Annotated in this window: 20 protein-coding genes, 3 tRNA genes and 1 other annotated feature; of the genes, 2 read left to right on the forward strand and 21 right to left on the reverse strand. The window is 55.3% G+C overall.

Going from position 1 to position 17,264, the window contains the following annotated elements; translation table 11 throughout:
• Positions 1-13: 13 nt before the first annotated feature.
• From nusG to tuf, 4 genes are all read right to left on the reverse strand, one after another.
• A complete protein-coding gene (gene nusG / locus MOMUL_RS02015) occupies positions 14-541 on the reverse strand; it encodes a transcription termination/antitermination protein NusG (RefSeq protein ID WP_062280843.1) in 528 nt (175 codons plus the stop codon).
• A gap of 8 nt (positions 542-549) precedes the next feature.
• The gene (gene secE, locus MOMUL_RS02020; protein WP_062280846.1) at positions 550-783 is read right to left on the reverse strand and encodes a preprotein translocase subunit SecE; all 234 of its coding nucleotides are present in this window, start codon (positions 781-783) and stop codon (positions 550-552) included.
• Between the two features lie 15 nt (positions 784-798).
• Positions 799-948, reverse strand: coding sequence for a 50S ribosomal protein L33 (rpmG, locus tag MOMUL_RS02025; protein WP_054938427.1), 150 nt, complete (start codon positions 946-948; stop codon positions 799-801).
• Between the two features lie 185 nt (positions 949-1,133).
• Positions 1,134-2,336, reverse strand: a complete 1,203-nt coding sequence (tuf, locus tag MOMUL_RS02030) for an elongation factor Tu (protein ID WP_062280827.1) — start codon at positions 2,334-2,336, stop codon at positions 1,134-1,136.
• A gap of 245 nt (positions 2,337-2,581) precedes the next feature.
• On the opposite strand from tuf, the gene MOMUL_RS02035 reads away from it, so the two are divergent.
• Positions 2,582-2,935 carry an SMR family transporter gene (locus MOMUL_RS02035; RefSeq protein ID WP_062280849.1) on the forward strand — a complete coding sequence of 118 codons (354 nt, stop codon included), beginning with the start codon at positions 2,582-2,584 and terminating at the stop codon, positions 2,933-2,935.
• A gap of 99 nt (positions 2,936-3,034) precedes the next feature.
• The gene (locus MOMUL_RS02040; RefSeq protein ID WP_161484949.1) at positions 3,035-3,646 is read left to right on the forward strand and encodes an NUDIX hydrolase; all 612 of its coding nucleotides are present in this window, start codon (positions 3,035-3,037) and stop codon (positions 3,644-3,646) included.
• An 819-nt stretch (positions 3,647-4,465) separates the two neighbouring features.
• Here MOMUL_RS02040 and ychF read toward each other — a convergent pair.
• From ychF to MOMUL_RS02125, 17 genes are all read right to left on the reverse strand, one after another.
• Positions 4,466-5,548 carry a redox-regulated ATPase YchF gene (gene ychF, locus MOMUL_RS02045; RefSeq protein WP_084785400.1) on the reverse strand — a complete coding sequence of 361 codons (1,083 nt, stop codon included), beginning with the start codon at positions 5,546-5,548 and terminating at the stop codon, positions 4,466-4,468.
• 120 nt (positions 5,549-5,668) lie between these two features.
• A tRNA-Thr gene (locus MOMUL_RS02050) sits at positions 5,669-5,744 on the reverse strand.
• Position 5,745: 1 nt separating this feature from the next.
• Positions 5,746-5,821: transfer RNA gene (locus MOMUL_RS02055), tRNA-Met, on the reverse strand.
• An 11-nt stretch (positions 5,822-5,832) separates the two neighbouring features.
• Positions 5,833-5,918: transfer RNA gene (locus MOMUL_RS02060), tRNA-Tyr, on the reverse strand.
• 72 nt (positions 5,919-5,990) lie between these two features.
• A complete protein-coding gene (gene sigH, locus MOMUL_RS02065; RefSeq protein ID WP_062280853.1) occupies positions 5,991-6,641 on the reverse strand; it encodes an RNA polymerase sporulation sigma factor SigH in 651 nt (216 codons plus the stop codon).
• 120 nt (positions 6,642-6,761) lie between these two features.
• Positions 6,762-7,268 (reverse strand): NYN domain-containing protein, encoded by a 507-nt coding sequence (locus MOMUL_RS02070; RefSeq protein WP_064774306.1) that lies wholly within the window; start codon positions 7,266-7,268, stop codon positions 6,762-6,764.
• 14 nt (positions 7,269-7,282) lie between these two features.
• The gene (gene rlmB, locus MOMUL_RS02075; protein WP_062280857.1) at positions 7,283-8,023 is read right to left on the reverse strand and encodes a 23S rRNA (guanosine(2251)-2'-O)-methyltransferase RlmB; all 741 of its coding nucleotides are present in this window, start codon (positions 8,021-8,023) and stop codon (positions 7,283-7,285) included.
• A complete protein-coding gene (gene thyX / locus MOMUL_RS02080) occupies positions 8,023-8,706 on the reverse strand; it encodes an FAD-dependent thymidylate synthase (RefSeq protein WP_062280860.1) in 684 nt (227 codons plus the stop codon). Before thyX ends, rlmB begins: the two co-directional genes overlap by 1 nt.
• 16 nt (positions 8,707-8,722) lie before the next feature.
• On the reverse strand, positions 8,723-9,103 hold the full coding sequence (locus MOMUL_RS02085; protein ID WP_062280863.1) for a Mini-ribonuclease 3: 381 nt from the start codon (positions 9,101-9,103) through the stop codon (positions 8,723-8,725).
• A gap of 12 nt (positions 9,104-9,115) precedes the next feature.
• Positions 9,116-10,546: a cysteine--tRNA ligase gene (gene cysS, locus MOMUL_RS02090; protein WP_062281435.1), complete on the reverse strand. Its 1,431-nt coding sequence runs from the start codon at positions 10,544-10,546 to the stop codon at positions 9,116-9,118.
• Positions 10,494-11,210: a serine O-acetyltransferase gene (cysE, locus tag MOMUL_RS02095; RefSeq protein WP_062280866.1), complete on the reverse strand. Its 717-nt coding sequence runs from the start codon at positions 11,208-11,210 to the stop codon at positions 10,494-10,496. The genes cysS and cysE overlap by 53 nt, the downstream gene beginning before the upstream one ends.
• 41 nt (positions 11,211-11,251) lie before the next feature.
• Positions 11,252-11,480 (reverse strand) — a binding site (T-box leader).
• A gap of 25 nt (positions 11,481-11,505) precedes the next feature.
• Entirely contained in the window at positions 11,506-11,997 is a 492-nt protein-coding gene (gene ispF / locus MOMUL_RS02100; protein WP_062280869.1) for a 2-C-methyl-D-erythritol 2,4-cyclodiphosphate synthase, read from the reverse strand.
• The gene (gene ispD / locus MOMUL_RS02105; RefSeq protein ID WP_062280872.1) at positions 11,997-12,686 is read right to left on the reverse strand and encodes a 2-C-methyl-D-erythritol 4-phosphate cytidylyltransferase; all 690 of its coding nucleotides are present in this window, start codon (positions 12,684-12,686) and stop codon (positions 11,997-11,999) included. Before ispD ends, ispF begins: the two co-directional genes overlap by 1 nt.
• Positions 12,674-13,825 carry a PIN/TRAM domain-containing protein gene (locus MOMUL_RS02110; RefSeq protein ID WP_062280875.1) on the reverse strand — a complete coding sequence of 384 codons (1,152 nt, stop codon included), beginning with the start codon at positions 13,823-13,825 and terminating at the stop codon, positions 12,674-12,676. Before MOMUL_RS02110 ends, ispD begins: the two co-directional genes overlap by 13 nt.
• A 71-nt stretch (positions 13,826-13,896) precedes the next feature.
• Positions 13,897-14,379, reverse strand: a complete 483-nt coding sequence (locus MOMUL_RS02115; protein ID WP_054935929.1) for a CarD family transcriptional regulator — start codon at positions 14,377-14,379, stop codon at positions 13,897-13,899.
• Between the two features lie 53 nt (positions 14,380-14,432).
• The gene (gene radA / locus MOMUL_RS02120) at positions 14,433-15,791 is read right to left on the reverse strand and encodes a DNA repair protein RadA (protein ID WP_062281438.1); all 1,359 of its coding nucleotides are present in this window, start codon (positions 15,789-15,791) and stop codon (positions 14,433-14,435) included.
• Between the two features lie 21 nt (positions 15,792-15,812).
• Positions 15,813-16,598: a phosphatase gene (locus tag MOMUL_RS02125; protein WP_062280878.1), complete on the reverse strand. Its 786-nt coding sequence runs from the start codon at positions 16,596-16,598 to the stop codon at positions 15,813-15,815.
• Positions 16,599-17,264: the final 666 nt, after the last annotated feature.

Below are 17,264 nucleotides of genomic sequence, written 5' to 3' on the forward strand. Positions count from 1 at the left end.
TTTAACACCTCCTTCAAACGATTTTCTCTATCTGGTTAATATCCAGCTCAATGGGCGTTTCCCGGCCGAACATGGAAACCAGGACCTTTATTTTACCCTTATCGGGCTGGATCTCTTCTATCGAACCAATAAAGTTTTCAAAGGGACCACTGGTAACGCGTACATTTTCACCCACGGCTACATCAATCCGCGGCCGCGGTTCTTCGACACCCATCTGTTGCAGGATTTGCTGGGCCTCTTCCTCCCGGAGGGGTATGGGCTTATTACCCGTACCCACAAAACCGGTTACCCCCGGTGTATTGCGCACTACGTACCAGGAGGCATCGGTTAAAATCATTTCCACCAGCACATAACCAGGGTATATTTTCCGTTTGACGATTTTACGCTTGCCGTCCTTAACCTGGATCTCGTCTTCCATGGGCACTACTACCCGGAAGATTTTATCGCCCATGTTCATGGACTCGACGCGCTTTTCCAGGTTGGCTTTAACCTTATTTTCATAACCAGAATAAGTGTGGATGACAAACCAGGCCTTTTCCATGTTAACCTCTACCGCAAAATCAATTTGCCCAGCAGAAAACTAAAGACAGAGTCAAAAAGCCATAATAAGGCCGCCACAATGAGCACTGAAACCAGTACCACGGAAGTATAGGTTACCAGTTCCTTACGGGACGGCCAGTGGACCTTTTTTAACTCAGCCCAGGACCCCCGGAAAAATTTGGTAACCTGTTCTTTAAAACTGGTTTTGGTATTAACTGTTTTGGCCACGGTCTTGGTTACCATTTAAAAACCCCTATCCTATTTCGTTTCCTTGTGCACAGTATGCCTGCCGCAGTAACTGCAGTACTTTTTCAGTTCCAGGCGATCGGGGTCATTCTTTTTATTTTTGCTGGAAGTATAATTACGTCGCTTGCATTCGGTACATGCCAGGGTAATCCCCACCCGCACTGCCGGCCACCTCCATTATGATAGAAGTGGGGAGGTGGAAAATTGCCCCGGGGGTCAATTCCACTTCCCACTTCTTTAAATTTCCCTGCTAGAAAACTCTTCTCCACCGCTCCAGGGTTTTTACCCCGGGGCGGCTAAACACTCTTATTAGTTTGCCATAAATATAAAACCCTGTCAATATTTATTTACTCGATAATCCCGGTTACGACGCCGGCGCCTACAGTGCGGCCGCCTTCACGGATGGCAAACCGTAAGCCTTCTTCAATGGCTATGGGGGTAATGAGCTCGATGGTCATGCGGATGTTGTCCCCAGGCATCACCATCTCTACCCCTTCCGGCAGTTTGACTACCCCCGTCACGTCCGTCGTCCGGAAGTAGAACTGCGGCCGGTAACCGTTGAAAAAGGGTGTATGCCGCCCGCCTTCTTCTTTGGTCAGCACGTATACTTCCGCGTTAAATTTGGTGTGGGGTTTGATGGACCCCGGCTTGGCCAGCACCATCCCGCGTTCTACTTCTTTGCGCTCTACACCCCTCAGAAGCGTGCCGATGTTGTCCCCGGCTACCGCTTCGTCCAGAATCTTCCTGAACATCTCTACCCCGGTCACTACCGTCTTACGTACCTGGTCCCTGAGCCCGATAATCTCTACTTCATCCCCTACCTTCACCTTGCCCCGCTCTACCCTGCCGGTTGTCACCGTGCCCCGGCCGGTAATGGTGAACACGTCTTCGATGGGCATCAGGAAGGGTTTGTCGACGTCCCGTTCCGGGGTCGGAATGTAGCTGTCTACCGCGTCCATCAGTTCCCATACTTTGCTGCACCATTCGCATTCCCGCTTGCCGCAGCCGCATTCCATGGCTTTCAGGGCGCTGCCTTTGACAATGGGTATCTCGTCACCCGGGAATTCGTATTCGCTTAACAGTTCCCGCACTTCCATCTCTACCAGCTCTAACAGCTCGGGGTCGTCTACCTGGTCCACCTTGTTCATGAAAACGACAATGTAGGGCACTCCTACCTGCCGCGCTAAAAGTATATGTTCCCGCGTCTGGGGCATGGGGCCGTCCGCTGCCGATACTACCAGGATGGCGCCGTCCATCTGGGCCGCACCCGTGATCATGTTCTTCACGTAGTCGGCGTGGCCCGGGCAGTCGACGTGGGCGTAATGCCGCTTTTCTGTCTCGTACTCGACGTGGGCTGTGGCAATGGTGATGCCCCGTTCCCGCTCTTCCGGCGCCTTGTCGATCTGGTCGTACGCCGTGGGTACGGCCCCCCCGGCTTTGGCCAGGCAGAAGGTGATGGCTGCCGTCAGAGTCGTCTTGCCGTGGTCAACGTGACCGATGGTTCCAACGTTGACGTGGGGTTTCTTGCGTTCAAATTTTTGTTTGGCCATGGGTGGTTTTGCCTCCTCCTAGAATAGCATTACTATTCGTTTTCCTTGCGCCGCGCCTCTTTCACGTAGCCGGGCGTACTATCCGCAAAAGATATTTCTACATTGGTTAGCCTTTTCCTGCTTGTACTCTGTATATTATTACCCTGGCACTGTAAAATAATTCCGGTAACAGGTTGCTTTTGCCATAAACAAGGATATGATAGACTTAAATCTGACTATAATTTATGAAGGGAGAAAGCCTGTCCGTGCCCGTCCTTGTATTAATCCTTTTGTCCGTCTTCCTTGGGGCCGGCGCCCAGGTATTATTTAAAGTCGGTGTCCTGCAGCTGGATAGCCTCAAGTTTAATATTCAGGGGATCACCGGCTTGCTATTCAGCCCTTACATCCTGGGAGGCCTGGTAGCCTTTGCCGCCAGTTTCCTCCTCTGGCTAAAAGTCCTGGCCGAAGTCCCTTTAAGTTATGCCTATCCCATGGTCAGCCTGGGTTATGTCTTTGTCTTCTTGCTCTCCTGGCTCTACTTGGGAGAAAGCCTGCCGGCCTTACGGGTCGTGGGGCTGGCCTTGATTATCGGCGGCATCCTCCTTATTGCCCGGAGCTAATTTTTACGGATTTTAAGATTAAAGCCCGTTACAGGGTTTTGCGCGGCACTTTGGCTGGATAAATAGCAGGCAGGTGATACTTAAATGCGGGATTTTTGTTTGGAAGGTATAAAGGCTAAAGTAAAACAGCACAAAAGCGGGCTCCTGGATGCCCGCCTGTATGCTCAATCCGCCGTCCTTTTACCCCTGCTAAAAGAAAATGACGGTTCCCTCTCGCTCCTTTTTGAAGTACGTTCCCGCAATTTAAAAACCCAGCCAGGAGAGATCTGTTTCCCCGGTGGGCGCCTTCAACCCGGCGACAGGAGTGAGAAAGAAGCAGCCTTAAGGGAAACCTGTGAGGAACTTGGGCTGGCCGCGGATTCTATTGAAATCTGGGGCGGCCTGGACATCCTGGTTACTCCCTTCCAGCAGATCATTTATCCCTTCCCCGGCTTCTTGCACGAGCCCCAGAACATCAGGCCCAACCCCCTGGAGGTGGAGGAAGTCTTTACTGCACCGCTGGACCGCCTCCTAAGGCTCACCCCTGAGTATCATGAAATTACGCTGCAGGTACAAACACCGGCAGATTTTCCCTTCCATAAGATTCTCGGTGGCCGGGAATACCGCTGGCGCCGGGCCACCTGGCCTGAGCTGTTCTACGAGTTTGAAGGGTGGATTATCTGGGGGCTCACCGCCCGGATCCTGCACCATTTCCTTAGTATTATCAGGTAGCCCTGGAAATTTAAACTTGAACTAGAAGGTCTTTATCACTCCTGGTATTGCAGAGACGGGGCCGGGCTTATACTCAGAGCTACCGGGCGTTCAGCTAACCATTCATAAAATAAATAAAAAGCCCCTGGCCGCGCCTGTTGGCGTAACCAGGGGCTCAGCAGCGTGTTGAAGGGTATCCGCATAACGAACGCCCTGCCAGTTGGTATGCGAGGAGGGAGCTAGCCGCCCCCTCCCCCGCGGTCGCTAGTTGCCGAAGAAGAGCAGGATGAGAACCAGGAACAGGATCAAGGCCCAGCTGCCGGAGAAACCTGGTCCAAAGAAGCCGCCCATGATTATTCCTCCTTTCTCCGGTAGTTATAGGCGGTTAATTACCGAAGAACAGTAGAATCAGTACCAGGAAGAGGATAAAAGCCCAGTTGCCAAAAACAAATCCGTCTGCCATCTTGTGGCCCCCTCTCCAATTTCTTCTGGTTTTACTTTAACTTATGCCATTGCCTGCCAGGAGGTTACACTCCTGGAAAAACGCCCGGCAGGTTACCGGGCTAAACGAAGATAAATAAAGCGATCAACAGGAACAGGAAAAGGAATACCAGGCCGCCATCGGCAAAGATGTCCCGTACCTGGGCTTCAGGCTGGATCTGGACTTCAGCCATGATGCCACCCCCTCTGAAAATAGATACTGGCCGCCAGATGCCACTCCAGGCTGCGGGCCTTTTACCCCCTGCTTTTTAATCCCTCCAGGTATTTTATGTATCTCCTGCACTGGTGGTTACCAAATAAAAAATCCCCCGTATGGGGGATTTGGCTGGGTAATTGTCATCAAACATTAAAGCGAAAGTTGATAATATCGCCATCCTGGACGATATAATCTTTGCCCTCCAGGCGGGCCAGGCCTTTCTCCTTCACTTTATTCATGTCGCCCAGCCTTTCCAGGTCGTTGAAGTTCACCACCTCGGCGCGGATGAAGCCCCGCTCGATATCGCTGTGAATCTTGCCGGCCGCGGCCCGGGCATTGGTGCCCTCTTTGATGGTCCAGGCGCGGACCTCATCTTCCCCCGCCGTGAGGAAGGAGATTAACCCCAGGCGGTGGTAAATGGCCCGGGCCAGGCGGTCAATGCCGGGTTCGGTAATGCCCATTTCTTGCAGGAATACTTGGAATACTTCCCGGTCGGCGGGTTCCAGACGGGCTATTTCGGCTTCCAAGGCCGCACAAAGGGTTAAAACCGGGATGCCCCTGGCGGCAGCATAGGCCTCAACCTCTTCCTGGCCCTCATAATGACCTCCCCGTAACTGCTCTTCGTCAATATTGACCACAATGATCATGGGCTTGGTGGTTAAAAACCCCATATGCCGTAAAACCTGCCATTCTTCGGCCGTAAGACCGGCTTCCAATAAAGGCTTTTCCGCCTCCAGGGCTTCCTGGCAGCGGCGTAAGGCGCTTTGTTCGGCCAGCAGGTCGCCCTTAATCTTCTTGCTGGCGGCAATGCGTTCCAGCCTGGTTTCCACCAGTTGCAGGTCGGCCAGCAGGAGTTCTGCATTGATCATCTCCAGGTCGCGCACCGGATTGAGGCTTCCCTCCACATGGAGCACGTCCTCCCGTTGAAAGGCACGGACGACATGAAGCAGGGCATCTACCTCCCGGACGGCAGCCAGGAAGGCTGCCCCGGCGCCACGGGTCAATCCCGGTACATCAATAATCTCCAGGGTGGCCGGGGTAACTTTACGAGGGTGGTAAAGGGACGCCAGAAAATCGAGGCGGGGGTCGGGAATGGGCGCGGTGCGGATATTGGTTTTTGTCCGGCCGGCAAAGGCCGAGGTCTCCGCCTCAGCCTGGGTTAAAAGGTTGAATAACGTCGTTTTGCCTACCAAGGGCAGGCCGATAATACCACAAGTCAGGGCCAACTCTCTTCACCTCGGCAACAGTATAACAACTCTGTTGGCAAAAAGAAAGGCCAGTGCTTATTATTATTTTCTTGGGGCAATAAAAAAAGGAGCTCTCTTGCTCCTTCTGAGATGAATTTTTGGAGCCCATAACCGGGATTGAACCGGTGACCTCCGCCTTACCAAGGCGACGCTCTACCTACTGAGCTATATGGGCATGGTTGCGGGGGATGGATTCGAACCAACGACCTTCGGGTTATGAGCCCGACGAGCTACCAGCTGCTCCACCCCGCAACATTATTATATGGTGGAGGGGGCTGGATTTGAACCAGCGAAGGCTGCGCCAGCAGATTTACAGTCTGCCCCCTTTGGCCAACTCGGGAACCCCTCCATATTTCCTTTTCAGACGCAACAGTAATTATAGCATCCTGCCTTGTTGGCGTCAAGCCCTTTTTCCAGGCAATTACTGGTTATTATCTCGCCGTTCCAGGTAACGCTCCAGCTTGCGCTTTACGCGCTGGAGGGCATTATCGATGGATTTAACATGGCGTTTCAGGTCAACAGCAATCTCCTGGTAAGATTTCCCTTCCAGGTAAGACATTAAAACTTTCCACTCCAGGGAACTTAAAATCTCGCCCATTTTTTCTTCGATGTCAACGAATTCTTCCTGGCTGATGATGAGCTCTTCCGGGTCGGTAATCTTGGAACCAGAAATAATGTCCAGCAGGGTGCGATCGGAATCTTCGTCATAAATGGGCTTATTGAGAGAGACATAAGAGTTCAGGGGGATATGCTTTTGCCGGGTGGCTGTTTTAATGGCCGTGATAATCTGCCGGGTAATGCACAGCTCGGCAAAGGCCCGGAAGGAGGACAACTTGTCACCGCGAAAATCGCGAATGGCCTTGTAAAGGCCAATCATCCCTTCCTGGACAATATCCTCCCGGTCAGCGCCAATGAGGAAATAGGAACGTGCTTTCGCCCGGACAAAATTGCGGTACTTATTAATCAAATATTCCTGGGCTACTTCATCACCCTCCTGGGCCAGGTAAACAATGTCCTCATCCCCAAGAACTTCATAGGGTTGCCACGGTTCCTGCTGTACATTGACGCTCATGCCAACGCCTCCACCCTGGATTTCCAAGAACCATAGTAATAAAAGGAGGCCCTATATCTTGTCCAATAACATCAATAATTATACAAGAAACCCATCTTAACCGCAAGAGTTAACTACTGCCTACTGGCGGCGCCATTTTTCTAGAACTTTAAGGGTTTCCCCTTGGAGTCGCCCATCCAGGGAGTTCCTCTGGAGGGCCTTCTGTCCCTCCCTGGCCATCTCCCGGTGGGCGTTTTCAATGTAAGCCTTTAACTCGGCTACCGGTAGACGGAGGGCCCCGCCTCCCAGGATCATGCACTGCTCGGCCGTATCGGCAGTGGCTACGTAAACCTGGCCCTGAGTATTGAGGTTCCTTACCAGTTTCTCGATGACAGCGTCAGCCGTTTCACCCTCCCGGCTGTAAATAATCTCCACGCCGCCTATCTTTTCCTTCTTTTCCACTGCCCCGGCAACCTTATGGGCATCAAAGACAATTATTACCTGTCCACCCCAGTAAGCCTGGTAATTAATTAACTCTGCTATTAGTTTATCGCGGGCATGGGCAAAACTTGACTCTTCTTTTAGCTTAACTAATTCCGGCCAGCTATATAAAAAGTTATAGCCGTCAACAATGAGCACCTCAGGCACAGGTTCACCCCGCTTCATACCGGGCAGGAATACCTCTGGCGGACGACCTCATACATTAAAACCGAAGCTGCGGCAGCAACATTTAAAGAATTAATTCTCCCGCGCAGGGGCAGTCTCACGGTAAAATCACAGTGGGACCTGACCAGGGGAGAAAGCCCCCGGCCCTCGCTCCCGAAGACCAGGACCAGGGGTATGGTAAAATCGGTAGCAAAGGCTTCCTTGGTGCCATCGCCCTCAGCACCAATGACCCAGATCCCTTCAGCCTTCAGCCTGGCGATGGCCTGGGACAGGTTGGTCACCCTGGCTACAGGGACATACTCCAGGGCTCCGGCAGCAGCCCGGGCCACGGCTGTGGTTAACCCCGCCGTGCGCCGCCGGGGGATAATAATGCCGTGGGCGCCGGCGGCTTCTGCCGAGCGTAAAATGGCCCCCAGGTTATGGGGGTCCTCCACCTGGTCCAGCATGATTAAAAAGGGGGGCTCCTGTTTTTCCCGCGCCAGGAATAGGAGGTCCTCAAGTTCGGCATAACTCCTGGCCGCCGCCAGGGCTACGACGCCCTGGTGCCGGGAACCTGCCATTTTATCCAGAACCGGCCTGTCCACCCGCTGGACAGGAATTCCCTGGCTCCGGGCCAGGGCGAGGATCTCGCCAATTACCCTGCCTTCCAGCCGCGGGGCCATTAAAATTTTATGCAAGGGCCGGCCGGCCCGCAGGGCTTCCCGGACCGGGTTGCGGCCGGCAAGAATATCGTCCATTAACTTTCCTCCCTGGCACGGACAACCGGCGCCCGGCCACAACTCTGGGCGCCTTCGTGGCAGACGCCTTCCGTCTCGCAGGTGGGCCCGGCGTGGCTAAAAATCAGGGGAGCAACCTTTCTCACCTGGTCCCTCATTTTTAAGGCCAATTCCCGAATTTCCCACTGGGCCCGGTTACAGCAACGCAGGCGGAAAAAATTAAACAAACTGCGGGCATTAAAAGTACAGACCAGCTTTGTCTCGCAGGCATTGGGTAACAGGTAGCGGGCATCTTCCCGGGGGACCAGCTCCTGTATTTCATGATATGCCTTTTGTAAGGCCCTCATACATTCCTGGTAGCGGGCCAGGGCTTCCGGCACGGCGGCGATGCTGGGGGGGATAATGTAGGTGAAGTTGTCTTCGTTGACGTAACGCTGGGATTTCTGGGAATAGGAAGCTATGCGGTGCCTGACCAGCTGGTGGGAAAGGACGCGGCTGACCCCTTCTATGGCAAAGGTAAAGGTGATATGCTCCAGGGGGGATTCATGGCCCAGGGATAAAAGCAGGCGCAGCAGCCTTTCTATTTCCTCTCTATCCATTGCGGCCAGAAGCCTGCTTGCCCCCCGGGGCGAATAACAGAGGCGGGCCGCCGCGGCCACCAGGCGCTCCGGCTCCGGGGTATGGCTGATGAGTTCGACTTGCATTTTAATCCTCTCCCTGTTATACTTCCGCCAGCTCAAAAATCAGCCGGGCAAGCTCGTCCAGCCTTTGCCACTCGCCCTTCAGGTACAGGTAACCGAAGAGGCTTTCCAGGGCCGTGCTGGAATGGTACTCCTCCGGGACGGCGCTGCGGGGCAGGTGACCCGGCCGGGCGTTACGGCCCCGGCGCAGGATGTCCTTTTCCGTAGCCGTCAAGTGGGCCTCCAGGACCGGTACTAACCTGGCCTGGCCGGCGGCCCGGACGAAACGCACGGCTTCCCGGTGCAATTGCTCCAGCCTGGCCGGACCCCGGCGCACCAGGTGGGTGCGGACCAGCAGTTCGTAAACGGCGTCTCCGACATAGGCGAGAACCAGGGGCGAAAGGCCGGCAACAGGATCCACTGCGGCCACCCCTCAGCTTTTCTTCCAGCGGGGCCCGCGGGGCGTATCCTCCAGGATTATCCCCAGGGCTTTGAGACGGTCGCGGATGGCGTCGGCCGTGGCCCAGTCTTTGCGCTGCCGGGCTTCCTGGCGGATGCTTAAAATGAGGTCCATGAGGCCTTCCAGGAGGGCATCATCCACTTGCTGCTGGGGCCGGCCAAAGAGGCCCAGGACATTTTCGCCCAGTTCCTCAAAAACCGTAGCTGCCCTTTTAACAACCCCGGCGTCCGGCCGGGCCGTCCCAGCAAGGTAACTATTGATCTCCCGGGCCAGGTCGTAAAGGGCCGCCAGGGCCCGCGCCGTATTGAAGTCATCATCCAGGGCAGCCGTAAACTCCCGGCGCAGTTCTTCAACCCGCCCGGCCAGGGTAGCACCCTTTTCGCTGCTGGCAGTTGACCCACCGGCACCTCCCAGGTGGCAGCGGGCCTCGTTCAAAAGGCGGCGGGTATTTTCCAGGCGTTCCAGGCCCTTCTCGGCGGCCAGGAGCCCGGCGTCATCAAAGTCAATGGGGCTGCGGTAATGGGTAGAAAGTAAAAACAGGCGCACGGCCAGGGGCCGGAAACGGCTGGCGATGTCCCTTACCAGGAAGAAATTACCTTTAGACTTGGACATCTTTTCTTGATTGACGGTGATAAAGCCGTTGTGCAGCCAGAAACGGGCAAAGGGGCAGCCTGTCTGGGCTTCTGCCTGGGCAATTTCATTTTCATGATGGGGAAAAATTAGATCAGCGCCGCCACCGTGGATATCGAACCCTGTCCCCAGGTATTTCAAGGCCATGGTGGAGCACTCAATATGCCAGCCCGGCCGGCCCGGCCCCCAGGGGCTATCCCAGGCCGGTTCCCCGGGGCAGGCGGCCTTCCAGAGGGCAAAGTCCAGGGGGTTGCGCTTGGCAGTATTGACTTCCACCCGGGCGCCGGCCCGCATTTCCCCGGGAGTACGCCCGGACAGGCGGCCGTAGGCGGGGAACTTTTCTACTTCAAAGTAAACGTCGCCGCCGGCTTCATAGGCAAAACCGCGCCTCATAAGCTCCTCGATGGCGGCGATAATATCTCTTATATGCTGGCTGACCCGGGGATAAAGGGAGGCCCGCTTAACATTTAAGGCATCGGCGTCGCGAAAAAACTCTTCAATATAACGTTCAGCTATACTTAAAGCCGGTACTCCTTCTTCCCGGGCCCTGTTGATGACCTTGTCGTCGATGTCGGTGAAATTCTGGACATAAATGACGTCATAATTCCGGTATTCCAGGTAGCGGCGTAAGGCGTCAAAGACTACCAGGGGCCGGGCGTTGCCCAGGTGGATATAGTTATAAGTAGTGGGCCCGCAGACATACATCCGCACCCGGCCCGGCTCAGACGGAGTGAACTCTTCCTTTCGTCCCGTCAGCGTATTGTACAGGTAGATGCTCATCCTTGCTGGCCTCCAGTTCTTCGATCCTTCGTTCCAACCGCTGGATCTGGCGTTGCAGGCAGAGGAGCATTTCGGCCACCGGGTCCGGCAATTCGTCGTGGCGGAGGTCGATTTCGCTGACTTCGGCATCGGCAATTTTGCGGCCGTTACGGACAACCACCTTGCCCGGAACACCTACCACCGTGCAGTTGGCCGGCACATCACGTAAAACAACGGAACCGGCTCCTATTTTGACGTTATCGCCGATGTTAATATTCCCCAGGACCTTGGCCCCGGCACTGATGACGACATTATTGCCAATGGTTGGGTGGCGTTTTCCCTTTTCCTTGCCGGTACCCCCCAGGGTAACTCCCTGGTACAGGGTAACATTATTGCCTACTTCTGCCGTCTCGCCGATGACCACTCCCATGCCGTGGTCGATAAAAACACCTTCACCCAGTTTAGCCCCGGGATGGATTTCAATCCCGGTCAAGAAGCGGTTGACCTGGGATATAAACCTTGCCAGGAGTGTCATACCATGGCAGTAAAAGAAATGGGCGATGCGGTGGAGGAGCAGGGCATGAAAACCGGGATAACAGAGGATTACCTCCAGCAGGCTCCTGGCTGCCGGGTCACGCTGGAAAATAACTTCAATATCCCTTTTTAGCTGCCGCCACAAAGCTAACAACCTCCCCCCATAATATAAAAACCTTTCATCCCGTCAGGGACGAAAGGCCGCGGTTCCACCCTGTTTGGAGATTGCTCTCCCCCTCAGCGGGCAATATGCTGCCCAGGCCAATAACGGGGCCCGCCGGCAGGGCCTACTTCCGTTCAGCCCTGCAGCTCCCAGGGGCACTTCAGCGCCCGGTATCAGGGACCACTTCCAGCCACCGGTGATCCCTCTCTGGTGACCCTTGGTGCGCCTACTCTCCCTGCTCATAGCCGTTAGCGTTATAAACCTTCAATCAGAAACATTATAAACCGGGGCGTTCATCACTGTCAAGCAACAAGACGCTGGCCTGGGCGGCAATACCCTCACCCCGCCCGGTAAAGCCCAGGCCCTCGGTGGTGGTGGCCTTAATGCTGATCTGGCCTTTATGAACTTCCAGGGCCCGGGCTATCCTCTCCCGCATGCTGTCAATAAAGGGCGCGAGCTTGGGCTGCTCGGCAATGATAATGGTATCGGCATTGCCCAGGCGGTAGCCCGCCTGCCTGACCATACGGTAAACCTCCTGCAGCAGGACCAGGCTATCGGCGTCTTTATAGCGGGGATCCCCGGGGGGAAAATGCCTGCCGATATCCCCCAGGGCGGCCGCCCCCAGCAGGGCATCGGCCAGGGCGTGGAGCAAAACATCGGCATCAGAATGGCCGGCCAGGCCGAGGGAATAGGGGATTTCAACCCCGCCCAGGACCAGGCGCCGGCCCGGGACCAGGCGGTGGACATCAAAACCGCAGCCGGTACGCATTAACTATCACCTGCCATAATGGCCCGGGCCAGGATCAGGTCGCCCGGGGTGGTAATTTTAATATTTACTTCTTCTCCTGGAACTAGTTTCACCGGGTAACCCGCCCTTTCCACCAGGGCCGCATCATCGGTAGCCTGCCAGCCGTTAATTTCAGCCTCCCGGTAGGCCGCTGCCAGCCAGTCCCGGCGGAAAACTTGCGGCGTCTGTACCGCCCAGAGACCCCGGCGTTCCAGGGTGGCAGTAACCAGATCCTCTGTATTACCCCTCTTAATGGTTTCTTTCACCGGAAGGGCTGCAATGGCCGCCCCGGTATCCCGGGCCGCCGTAATCACCCGCTCCAGCAGGGCCGGACTCAAAAAAGGCCGTGCACCATCGTGCACGGCCACCCATTCTGCTGCCGGCGCTACGGCCTTAAGGCCGGCCGCAATGGAATCCTGCCTCTCCCTCCCACCGGTGACTATTTGCCTCACCTTCCGGTAAGGCCCGCCTGTAACCACCTGGTGGCACAGGGGGATATCTTCGGGCCGCGTAACGACGATGACTTCATCTACCAGGGGGGAAGCCTCGGCTACCGCCAGGGTGTGGGCCAGGATGGGTTTATCTCCCAGGGGTAAAAAAACCTTATTGCTACCGGTCCCCAGCCGCCGGCCCTGGCCGGCGGCGGCTATAATCAAGCTTAAGAAAGGCACTGGTATTCACCCCGCTCCAGGGCCTGGTGGTTGGAACCTATTTTACGTTCCGGCCCTTTGGGCCGGGCAAAGATCATCCGGCCGGCTGCCGTTTGCAAGACGCTTGTTACCAGGACGGCAATGGTCTGGCCTATGTAGCGGCGGCCATTTTCGACCACAATCATGGTACCGTCATCCAGGTAAGCCACCCCCTGGCCAATCTCCTTGCCATCCTTGATGACCTGGACGGTCATTTCTTCACCCGGCAGGACAACGGGTTTGACAGCATTGGCCAGCTCATTGATGTTCAGTACCCGCACGCCCTGGAGTTCAGCCACCTTATTCAGGTTGTAATCATTGGTCAGGATGGGGGCGGCCAGTTTCTGGGCCAGGCGGACTAATTTGCTATCCACCTCCGTCAGGTCTTCAAAATCAACTTCCAGGACTTTGACGTTCACAGCCATTTCCTTGCGAATTTTATTGAGGATATCCAGGCCCCGTCGCCCGCGGTTACGTTTTAACAGGTCAGAGGAATCGGCTATGTGCCGTAATTCTTCCAGGACAAAGGAGGGTATCACCACGGTGCCTTCGATAAAGCCGCTTTTAATAATATCGGCTATGCGGCCGTCAATGATAACGCTGGTATCCAGGATTTTGGCTGCCGGTTTCCCGCCTTCACCCTTGCCTTTTTCCCGGTCCTTGCCACCCCAGCGGGGAATGAGGTTAAACAGTCCCCAGACTTCGTCCTTGCGCTTGGTGCCCAGGCTCCAGCCCAGGTAGCCAAAGAAGAGGCTGCCGGCCATAGGAATGTAGGGTCCCACCAGGGGCAGGTGAAAGAAGGAGGCACCCAATAAATTAGCGATTATAAGTCCAAAAATAAGTCCTAAGGAACCGCTGATTATTTCCTGGGCCGGTGTCCGCTGCAACCTCCCCTCCAGCCAGCGCGTCGACTGGGTGACGAAATTAATCAGGCGCTGGGCCAGGCTATAGCCAATTAAGGCCGCAATCAAGGTCACCAGGGCCAGCAGGGTCCAGCGTAAGCCCGGTAGAGGGCTGCTGCCCCAGCTTTGCTGCCAGATGGCCAGTCCCATTTGGGCAGCATAAAAACCCGTCCCTGCCGCCACCAGGGCTATGGCACCCCGTAAAATCCGGTATAACATCCCTTCACCTTCTTTACTTCCTTTCTTTTCAATTCTTCCTCACCCGGCCCCATCTTATACCGTGGGAACCATCAGGCTAAAAGTTTTTCCAGCATGGTTTCTACCTGCTTTTTTTCATAGTTGCGGGCCAGGGCCAGTTCACTGATTAAAATCTGGCGGGCATTTTCCAGCATTTTGCGCTCGCCGGTGGACAGCCCCTTATCGTGCTCCCGCCTGGCCAGGATACTGACTACCTCGGCTATCTGGTAAATGTTACCGCTACGCAACTTCTCCAGGTTGGCCCGGTAGCGATGGTTCCAGTTGGTACCGGTACTGCCGGTAGCTTTTTTCTCTTTGAGAATCTTTATTACTTGCTCAACGCCCTCTTCGTCTACCACTTCCCTTAAACCCACCACCTGCTCACTTTCCAGGGGCAGCATCACCTTCATATCACCCAGGGGAAAGCGCATAATGTAGTACTTTTTCTTTTGACCCAGTACCTCCCGCTCCTCGATGGCCTCAATGATTCCCGCCCCGTGCATGGGATACACTACTTTATCGCCCACTTTAAACATCCCCTGTTACCCCCATTCCGGCAAAGCCGTGCATATTATAATTATAGCATGATTTAAGCCGTCAAACCGAGTTCCAGGGCCTCAACCACTGACCGTACATCATAGATTTCGTAATCATTCCGGCCTATAAGACGGCATTTATTACCCGCCGGGATAAGAAAACGCCTGAAACCCAGCCTGGCAGCTTCTTCTATGCGCCTTTCAATCTGGCTTACGGCCCGGACTTCCCCCGCCAGGCCAACCTCCCCTAAAACTAAAGTTTCGGCCTCTACCGGCCGGTCTTTAAGGCCGGAGGCTATGGCCAGGCAAATGGCGAGGTCGGCTGCCGGTTCATTGATGGCGATGCCGCCGGCGACGTTAAGGTAAACGTCATAGCCGCCCAGGTGTAATCCCGCCCGTTTTTCCAGGACTGCCGTAAGCAACAGGGCGCGGTTAAAATCGACCCCTGTAGCCAGCCGCCGCGGGTTGCCAAAGGTAGTCGGGCTCACCAGGGCCTGGATCTCCAGGAGCAGGGGCCGGGTCCCTTCCAGGCAGGCCACTACACTGGAGCCGGCTACCCCGGCCGGCCGCTCGGCCAGGAGCATTTCCGACGGGTTGGCCACTTCCTTAAGCCCCCCGGTAACCATCTCAAAGATCCCGATTTCATTAGTGGAACCAAAACGGTTTTTGGCGGCACGCAGGATCCGGTAGGCCTGGTAGCGTTCTCCTTCCAGGTAGAGGACGGTGTCCACCAGGTGTTCCAGGACCCGGGGACCGGCCAGGAAGCCTTCTTTGGTGACGTGGCCGACCAGGATTACTGCCGGGCCACCGTCTTTGGCCAAGCGCAAAAAACGCGCCGCACATTCCCGCACCTGGGATACGCTCCCTGGCGCCGCCTGGATGGCCGGCAGGAACATGGTTTGGATGGAGTCAACAATGACTGCTACCGGGCCTAACCCTTCTATCCCGGCCAGAATGGCTTCTACATCCGTCTCGGCCAGTAAATAGATCTCTCCAGTCAGGGCCCCCAAGCGCTGGGCCCTGAGCCTGACCTGCCCGGGCGATTCTTCACCGGAGACATAAAGTATCTTGCCATACCTGGCGGTAAGCCTGTGGGCCACCTGGAGGAGTAAAGTCGACTTGCCAATGCCAGGCGCCCCGCCGACAAGAATCAGGGAACCCGGTACCAGGCCACCCCCCAGCACCCGGTCCCACTCGCTTAAAGAACTTACCAGGCGCTCCCCGGCAATATCAGTTATCCCTGCCAGCAAAGCAGGAGGTGCCTTCAATCCAGCCGGCCGGCTTATTCCTTCCAGGGTTACCGTCTCCGCCACCAGGCTGTTCCAGCTGCCGCAACCAGGGCAGCGGCCTAAAAAACTTAAGCTTTCATAACCACATTGCTGGCAGACAAAGCGCTCTTTTGTTTTCGCCAGGAAGATCACCTCCCCCAGGCATTATACACCAACCGCCCGGGGTTGGGAAGTCCTACCAGTCAAGGCCTTTTCTTCCTGGGTTAGCTGGGGGCGCCGGCGATGCCAGCCCAGGTATTCCTTAACCCGGTTGACAGTCAAATTCAGCACCTGGTCTTCGCCAATACCAGCACTGCGGGCCACCTGCCAGGCCCGGGCAAAATTGCCCACTGCCGTGAAGACATGGGCATCGCTATTTAAAGCCACCCAGACCCTATATTTTTGGGCCAGCCTGGCCAGGAGTTGACAGCGGGGCAGGCTGCCCGGCCGGCTGATATTGAAGGAATTGTTATTGATCTCCAGGGCTTTACGCTCAGCGGCAGCCGCCAGGACCAGCTTTTCTATATTCAGGGGAAATTCGGGATTGCCCGGGTGGACGATAATATGTACCCGGGGATTCCTTAAGGCAGCCAGGGCGGCCCGGGTATATTCTTCCTCGGACCGGTTATCGAAACCAGTACCTGTATGGAAGCCCGCCAGGACAATGTCTAACTGGTCCAGCAGGCGGTCGGGTACATCCAGGTGACCCTCTGGATCCAGGATATTTGCTTCCACGCCCCGGAGAATTTCTACGTTGCCAATCTTGCGGGGCAGGGCTACCAGATTGCTGAAGTGATATTCATGGGGACCGCCAGGCATTTTGAGGCCGTGATCGGTAATGGCAATCATCTTCAGTCCCCGTTTTTCAGCAGCTTCAGCCAGTTCCTTAACGGTACTGTACGCATGGCCGCTGGCGATGGTGTGGGTGTGGAGGTCCGCTTCCAGGTGCACAGTCCTTCACTCCTTTTTACTCCTTCTAGCTTAACAAAAGATTATTAAAGTAACATTAGAATTGCTTTATCGTAATCTTAATCCATAAATTGGCACCAATTTTGGGGGCTTAAGAATAAATATTTACAGTTAACGGGGGCATAATACTATCAGCAGGGTCGGCCAGGGCCGAGCCCAGAAAATTATCGGGTCCGGTGACGGGCTCGCTAATTTTCGGCCAAAGGTCGCCAGCAGGTCAAAAGGCTTGCTGACCGGCCGGCGGGCAGATCAGCAGCTGTTCGTCATGGCTTGCCGTTAGTCCGAAGGATTAATGGCAGGTCGGCAAGGATGGTTGCTGGTCGAGCTAAGATGACCATAGTTGCCGAAGGCTTTTATAACAAAAAGCTCGAGGTTCGTACAGGTCGAGAGATCTTTACGGGCTTCACAGGTAGCTATGGTCATCGAGCAAAGGTTATTGTAGTTGCCGTAATGGTCTGTGGCAGCCGGAAGGTTGTCGCAGGCTATGCAGGTAGCTGCAGTAGCCGGAGTTAAGGTTCTGACCGGCTCTTTAAAATGAAGGCCCTCCTTCCATGGAGTGGCCTTCATTTTTATACCTAAAAAAGTGGCCCAGAAAACCTGGGCTCAAAAGAGTGTATATATTAAAGGAGGTCAGAGGACACCTGATTT

The organism is Moorella mulderi DSM 14980, assembly GCF_001594015.1.
Classification (GTDB): domain Bacteria; phylum Bacillota; class DSM-521; order Neomoorellales; family Neomoorellaceae; genus Neomoorella; species Neomoorella mulderi.